The organism is Neorhodopirellula pilleata (assembly GCF_007859915.1).
GTDB classification, from domain to species: domain Bacteria; phylum Planctomycetota; class Planctomycetia; order Pirellulales; family Pirellulaceae; genus Rhodopirellula; species Rhodopirellula pilleata.
The window spans coordinates 1-1802 of the sequence record NZ_SJPM01000067.1 but is presented as its reverse complement, the minus strand read 5'-3'; the positions used below and the strand labels follow the sequence as shown (position 1 = coordinate 1802).

The 1802-nt window shown below is 52.3% G+C and carries 1 protein-coding gene; it reads left to right on the top strand.

Features of this window, described 5'->3' with window-relative positions; translation table 11 throughout:
• The first annotated feature begins 451 nt into the window (after positions 1–451).
• Positions 452–1495 (top strand): CHAT domain-containing protein, encoded by a 1044-nt coding sequence (locus Pla100_RS30225; RefSeq protein WP_197168362.1) that lies wholly within the window; start codon positions 452–454, stop codon positions 1493–1495.
• Positions 1496–1802: the final 307 nt, after the last annotated feature.

The following is a 1802-nucleotide window of genomic DNA, read 5'->3' as shown; positions in this document are numbered from 1 at the left end:
CACGTCTCGATGCCGCTGCGAAGTTGACTGCACAACGCACGTTGAAGCTGAAGTCTGGATGCTTCAGTACCGCCGCAACCACCCAGCCACGAAAGACCACCGCCATGCCAATTCGATCACGAACCAACACCAAGCCGAGCCCCCGGTCCGCCTGTAATGAACGCCAAAATTCAGCCAAAACCTCAGTCAGCAGTCGCTTGATTGAGGACTAGAGTCTGTTCGAGACCGTCTCAACGCCCACGAAGTCCTCATTGATTTCGTGCGTCTTCCCGTCCGTGATTTGATATCCGACGACGTATTGAGAACGGAGTATTTTGGTTGGGTCGTTCCACCAACCGCCGAAGGTGAAGTCAGGATTGTCGAATTCGGTGATGCCGAAGAATTGGATCAGCTAATCCGAGATTGGCGGGACGAGTTCAGCAACCTATCCAATTCTAGCGGCTTGAGCTCGGTGGAACGTATTTCGGCTGATCAATCCATTTCAAAGAAGTTGTCGCGTCGATTGTTGGCTCCTCTCGCATCGGTTATGAAAGATGAACGACTTCGTCTCGTGCTTTCACCTGATGGCGAGTTGTGGAATCTGCCGTGGGCGGCGTTGATCGACGATAACGACAAGTTTCTTATCGAGTCGTTTCAAATCGATTATGTCAACAGTGGTCGGGATGTTCTGGATAACCCGTCGCAAAAATCGACCACCGTCGAGCAAACAGTCATTTTTGCAGACCCTGACTTTGACAGTCTTCCGAAATCACTTCCCGTTCGACAAACCGTCGACCAGAATATCACGCCCATAAGTCGTCATGCTACGATTATTGGAAAAGCTGTCGCTCTACCTGGAACGCGCAGAGAGGCCGAATCGATTCGTGAGTTACTGGCAGAAGCCTCTAACGAATCCGCGTCGGTTTTCTTAGGAAGCTTGGCTTCGGAAACCAATTTCAAAGCATTGTCACACCCGAAAATCTTGGTGGTCAGTACTCACGGTTTCTTCCTCCAACCGGAGTCCGCTATCTCGGGTGATTCCGATGCGGATCAGGACCGTCTCGAAAACGGCGGTCGTTTTATTGAGAACCCATTATTGAGATGCGGACTGCTTCTTGCTGGGTACAACACAGACAAGGTCGATTCCCCAGCGGACGACGGACTATTGACTGGCGTGGAGATTCTGAACACGGATTTGCAAGGGACTGAGTTGGTGGTGCTGAGCGCGTGCGATACGGCTTTAGGCGACGTTCGAAGTGGAGAAGGGGTTGCCGGATTGAGACAAGCTTTCCGCATCGCGGGCGCTGAGGCGGTGATGGCCAGTCTGTGGCAGGTCGAAGATTCTTCGACCGCACGTTTGATAAGCGATTTCTTCGCCCAAATTTTCAGAGGAGAAAGTGCTGGCCGGGCGCTACGCATGGCACAGCTCAATCGTATTCGCATTCAAAGACAAAAGAACGAAAATGCTCATCCTTTCTTCTGGGCAGCCTTCACACTCACCGGAAACCGGAAATGAAACGGTGCTAGATGTCGTTTCAAATGGTTTTTCACGTCCTTTTGCCTCTTATCAATCTTTTCGAATCGAACATCGGGCTTCGAGATCTGCGCGCAGCTGCATTTTCTCGCTAGCGGCTACGTAGTGTAATGGCGTTTTCGACCCGGACGGCCTTCAGGTCGACGTAAGGGTGCAGGCACACTAATCGGTGACTAGGTCATCGCAGGCAGCCTATCTTTCTTGGATTGTCGCGTGTAGTGGGTTCCTGGGCGAGCCGCAAAGTGGTCGGCAAGCTCGCTGCCGTCGCTGATTACGGCGGCTCGCAGAT